Source organism: Eubacterium ramulus ATCC 29099, assembly GCF_000469345.1.
GTDB lineage: Bacteria > Bacillota > Clostridia > Lachnospirales > Lachnospiraceae > Eubacterium_I > Eubacterium_I ramulus.
Genome location: NZ_KI271107.1, coordinates 1 through 4,916, shown reverse-complemented (window position 1 = coordinate 4,916; position 4,916 = coordinate 1). Strand labels below are relative to the sequence as shown.

Genomic DNA, 4,916 nt, shown 5'->3' with positions numbered 1-4,916 from the left:
GGACGTGATATAGATGAACGAATCCAGAGAATTAAAGAACGCCGAACAGTTGGAAGAACTTCTGCTCTTGACCGAGGAGATACAAGAAGAGTTGGAACAGAAAGACCAGCTTATCGTGGAACTGAAGACGCAGCTCAACGAATCTCTGACCTTGAACGAGAAATTAAACAAAGAGAACAGAGCCGGGAATATTCAAGCATTAAAGAACGACTTGAAGCTGGCAGACAGAGCATTGCGGAGCGAGAAAGAGAAGCTGCGAAGCGCAAACGTCACGATAGGGGAATGTCAAGATAAAATACGATGCTTAACACAACAACGGGATTATGCCCGGACACATCAGAAAATCGTAGAGATACCGGTAGAAAAGCCGGTACTCTATAAAAAATGCGAAGCCTGTGACCGGACAGCCTATCAGAATGCAAAAGCAAGATACGAAACACAAAAAGAGCAACTTGCAGGACAATATAAAGCAAAAACGGTAATGTTCCAAACAACCTTGTTCCTTCTTGCATGGTATTCGCTGACAACCACTCTTTTTCAGGCAGTACAGTCAGATGTGTTCCTTTCCGATTGCAAATCATTCTTCCATGATGCAGCATCATTCATACAAACTTTTATCGGTTGGACGATTGATGCCGGGCAATCTGTGGCACAAATCAGCACAAAAATTCCAAATGAGATTATAGCCGGAATCATATATTGGTTATTGATGATATTGGTTGTTGGAATATGTGTGGCAGGGACAGGGATACTGGCAATACTGATAGAAATAAAGGTTATAGAATTATATAAGAAAAACTGTTGGGATGTTATTACCCTACTGATGATACTGACAAGTGCGGCTGTCATCATTTATTTTGGAGAAGTAATTAAAAAAGCATTATCAATAAATCTGTTGTTCTTTTGGTTAATTTTACAAGGAATATATCTTACAATTCGACGCTATATAAGTCAAGATACTGATTGACTAGATACAAAATATTTGATAAAATATAAATAGAAATACAGCAGATCAAAGGAGGTAAAACTTATGAGAGCAAAGAAAGTGATTGTAGGGGTAGCTATTAGTGCAATGTTAATTTCTTCATCAATTCCAGTAATGGCATTTTCTGTTACAAACGGGAATAAGACATTTGATAAAAAGTGGGAATTGAGCACTACATCTGATGGCGGAAAAGGTGTTTTGACTTATGGTTATAATACTCTTGCTATTAATGAAGATTATGCACACGCATATCATTCAACTAAAGATCATTACGCATATGTCAAGAATGGAAATGGTTCTTTTTCGGGTTCAAATGTTGGTAAAGGTAATTGGTCTAAAATTGAGGTTGCTCATAAAGGAAATAGTATTACCTACGGTAATAGCTACTAAACAAAGGTTCGGGATAATGGCTGAGTGGTTGGAATTCCAACCACTCTTTTTTGTGGAGTGTATATAAATGAAGAAAAAAATAAAATATATAGGAATTGTTTTGGTTATTTTGTTCTGTTGCTATAATTTATTTTGGTACTTCGGGAGTTATAAACCATATAACGAATTTCAGAAAGACTTCCCTGAAATAGAAGAATCTGGAGTAAAAATTTACACAGATAAAGATGGATTCCAGTATAGTGTGTCTGTCCCTGATTATTTGCTTTGGAATGGAAATCTTGCGATAGCTGAGTCAGATGTTCGATATGCACTAATTATTTGGATAAAACCATTTCACCAAGGAATAAGTCAAGGCGTGCTATTTAATGACTATAAGGATTTGAATACTCAAATTATGTTGTCAAGTAGCAAAAAAGCTGAAGATCAAGAAGATCAATGGATTGTTGATGAAAATAGCACAATATTGACTACGATATTTGAAAAAGCAAATAAAGTATGGAATCTGGGGTTGAAATAAATGAAAGCAATTAAAAACTTATGTTTGTTTTGTTTCCTGATTTTTGGAATACTTATGCAATCTGAAATATTTCAAGATCAGCTTTGGAACTTTTCTACAGCATATTTTACGTCATCACGCTATGAAGTTGCTAGTGAAGATATGTCGCAGTTTCTGAAAGATGTATCAGAAACTGCAACGGAGAATGATGTACATATTTTTTCTCAGTACAATGAAATCAATAATAAATACCTTTCAACACTTCATATTTATGGCGATGATAAAGTAATCAGACAAACATTAAAAAATACTGCAAACATAGAAGAATCAGAATATACCGCTTTAGTTTCCGGAATTACGAAAGTAAAATTTCATAATCTCTCAGAATTGCAAAGTACCTCTGTGGGTTATGAAAACTTTATCTCATACATAGGAAATGAGGACAATATTATCTCTGCATATCAGAAATTATCAGAAAAATATAGCTTAACTTATCCAGAATATTGGAATTCTACGGAAAAGGACATGATTTTTATTATATGGGGTATGATTATTGCATTGATGATTGTTCTAAATGTAATTGAAGTGGTTAGGCGAAAAAAAGAGGTTGTTGTACGAGTTTCCTTAGGAGAAAGTGCTGGTTTCATAGCATTTAAGGCTGCTTTATTCGATGTAACTTTTGACATTGCATTATTTATTGTTGCAAAAATATTGCTGTCAAATTATATATCGGGAGCATATGAGAATAGACTCGTCACAATTTTATATTCCATTGGAATTATTCTTTCCACTATTCCATATTGTTCTTTTTGCTTTTTTGATATTAGAAAGGCATTCGCAAATGCAACACACAAAAGAGGAGTGGATTTTTTAATTTATTCGTTAAAATTTATAGCAGGGGTAGCCGCTGTTTTTACAATTACCACTAATATTAGTAGTATTCATAATAACCTATTTACAAATGAACATTTGTTAGAAGAATATTATGATGCAAATTATTTTACCGTAAAGACTACTGATTTTAATGCTGAAAAAGAAGAAGCTTTTTGGAATAAACTATACAAGAATGAATATAACACATTAAAGCCTGTAATATGCTTGAATATTTTAAATGATAAAAATGATGTGATATATGTAAATAATCATGCAAAAGATATGTTACAAGGTTTTACGAAGCAGATAAATGCAGTAGAGAATGAATCTTCTGATTTGATTATTTTCATTCCAAAGAATAGATATTTTGCTAAAAACAAGCAATTAGCCTATGACTCCTTGAGCCATGTTTTAAATCATGATAATTTACAACAATTAAATATTCAGTACATAGAGTATAGCGAAACAGAATACTTTTCCTATTTAGATACAAGTAGAATAAATGGTATCGAAAAAAGCAAAAATCCGATAATTATTTATCAGGCAAACAAAGATTTAGCAGTCAATGGTGGGTATCTTGAAAGCTATAAAGCAGGAGCAGTTTTATTTCAATGTGATGAAAAACAGCTAAGAAATATCAGCAAAAAGTATGAAGATATGCTTGGAAATTATCAGCTAGTAATTACAAACGTACATGAACAGTATTTATATAATCACACATTTTTAATAAAACTCGTGGGATTTTTAAGTTCTCTTTGTACGATTGTATTGCTTTTAAATATTATGATTATTGTTACAGTAAGTAGACTAGAGTTCCGAGAAAATGCAATGAAAATTTCCTTGATGAAAATCTTTGGATATAGTTTATTTGAACGGCACAAAACACTTCTTAAAATGATTGTAGTGGAAAATTTTGTGATATTAGTAGGTATGCTTATCTATTCTTTATTATCGGTACAGACTGAAGTAGGAATTAGCATTCTTGTTAGTTCATTTATGGCACTAATAGAATTTACAATTATTTTCTTTAATATCACAATTGTTGAAAAAACAAACATACCGAAATCATTAAAAGGAGGTTGCTTATGATAACAATTGAAAATCTATGCAAAGCATATAATGATAAAATTTTGTTCAAAAATTTTCATTTGGAAATTCCAGATAGCCGTTTTTTGGTAATTAGTGGCGAAAGTGGATGCGGAAAAAGTACTTTACTTAATATGATTGGAGGTATTGAAACTCCTGACAAAGGTTCTATTATTGTGAATGGTTTTGATGTGGCAAAAAAAGGAAAAAAGCAGAAATATTTCAAAGAAGTTGTTGGATTTTTATTTCAAAATTTTGCCCTTTTGGAAAACAAAACAGTAAAAGAAAATCTAGAAATAATAAAAAAATCAGGTAGAACGGATATTTCAATAAATGAAGCTCTTGAAAAAGTTGGTTTACAGAAAGTAATTAACAAAAAAGTCTATCAATTATCTGGTGGCGAACAGCAGAGAGTTGCGTTAGCTCGTTTAATGCTAAAGAAATGTTCGATTGTATTAGCAGACGAACCAACTGGTTCCTTAGACAAAAAAAATAGTGAGATTGTTATGAATATATTGCATGAGTTAAGTGAACAGGGAAAAACAGTTATTGTTGTAACTCATAGTGAAGAAATTGTAGCACAAGAAAAGCATGTTCTATATTTATAATTACCCATAATAGAAGAATATGTTCTTTCGGGAGACACCTCCTCTAAGAACATATTCTTTTGGTTAAAATTGATTATAAAGATACTTTTATTTCAGTATATTCGCTATATTGATGGGATATATATTTGCATATTATTTATATGGATAAGGATTATAACTCTAGTGAGTCTTCTGCATCTACCCACATCTGTAAATTACCCTCAAGATATAATCTTGCATATTCCAAAGGCTCATCCACAGCCAATGAAGTAAGCGCACATTCTGATCCGTATGTGGTTTTTAGATTTTTTTCAGCTTTCCAGCAATCAATGCGAAGCATATATCCGGCACTTGTGTAAACATCAATACTATCGTGATTTATGTTGTATTCTGCATAAATTGTTCTCATCGTATCTTATCTCCATTTTCTTTTAATAATCAGTTATAGAGTTAAATATCGAAAACATTTCAATCAGTTCACCATGTCGTTATTGTTATA

The 4,916-nt window shown here is 32.2% G+C and carries 6 protein-coding genes; 5 read left to right on the top strand and 1 reads right to left on the bottom strand.

Annotated elements, in window-relative coordinates; all coding sequences use genetic code 11:
• The first annotated feature begins 151 nt into the window (after window positions 1-151).
• The 5 genes from HMPREF0373_RS04730 to HMPREF0373_RS04710 all read left to right on the top strand — a co-directional run bounded on the left by HMPREF0373_RS04730 (window position 152) and on the right by HMPREF0373_RS04710 (window position 4,438).
• The gene (locus HMPREF0373_RS04730) at window positions 152-967 is read left to right on the top strand and encodes a DUF6040 family protein (protein ID WP_457851862.1); all 816 of its coding nucleotides are present in this window, start codon (window positions 152-154) and stop codon (window positions 965-967) included.
• 63 nt (window positions 968-1,030) lie between these two features.
• Window positions 1,031-1,375, top strand: coding sequence for a broad-spectrum bacteriocin mediterrocin MdcF (mdcF, locus tag HMPREF0373_RS04725; RefSeq protein WP_005608346.1), 345 nt, complete (start codon window positions 1,031-1,033; stop codon window positions 1,373-1,375).
• 67 nt (window positions 1,376-1,442) lie between these two features.
• On the top strand, window positions 1,443-1,892 hold the full coding sequence (locus HMPREF0373_RS04720) for a hypothetical protein (RefSeq protein WP_004843525.1): 450 nt from the start codon (window positions 1,443-1,445) through the stop codon (window positions 1,890-1,892).
• Window positions 1,893-3,833, top strand: coding sequence for a DUF1430 domain-containing protein (locus HMPREF0373_RS04715; protein ID WP_005608344.1), 1,941 nt, complete (start codon window positions 1,893-1,895; stop codon window positions 3,831-3,833).
• Window positions 3,830-4,438 (top strand): ATP-binding cassette domain-containing protein, encoded by a 609-nt coding sequence (locus HMPREF0373_RS04710; RefSeq protein ID WP_005608342.1) that lies wholly within the window; start codon window positions 3,830-3,832, stop codon window positions 4,436-4,438. Before HMPREF0373_RS04715 ends, HMPREF0373_RS04710 begins: the two co-directional genes overlap by 4 nt.
• 151 nt (window positions 4,439-4,589) lie before the next feature.
• On the opposite strand, the gene HMPREF0373_RS04705 is transcribed toward HMPREF0373_RS04710, so the two are convergent.
• Entirely contained in the window at window positions 4,590-4,826 is a 237-nt protein-coding gene (locus HMPREF0373_RS04705; protein ID WP_004843528.1) for a DUF6061 family protein, read from the bottom strand.
• Window positions 4,827-4,916 lie beyond the last annotated feature (90 nt).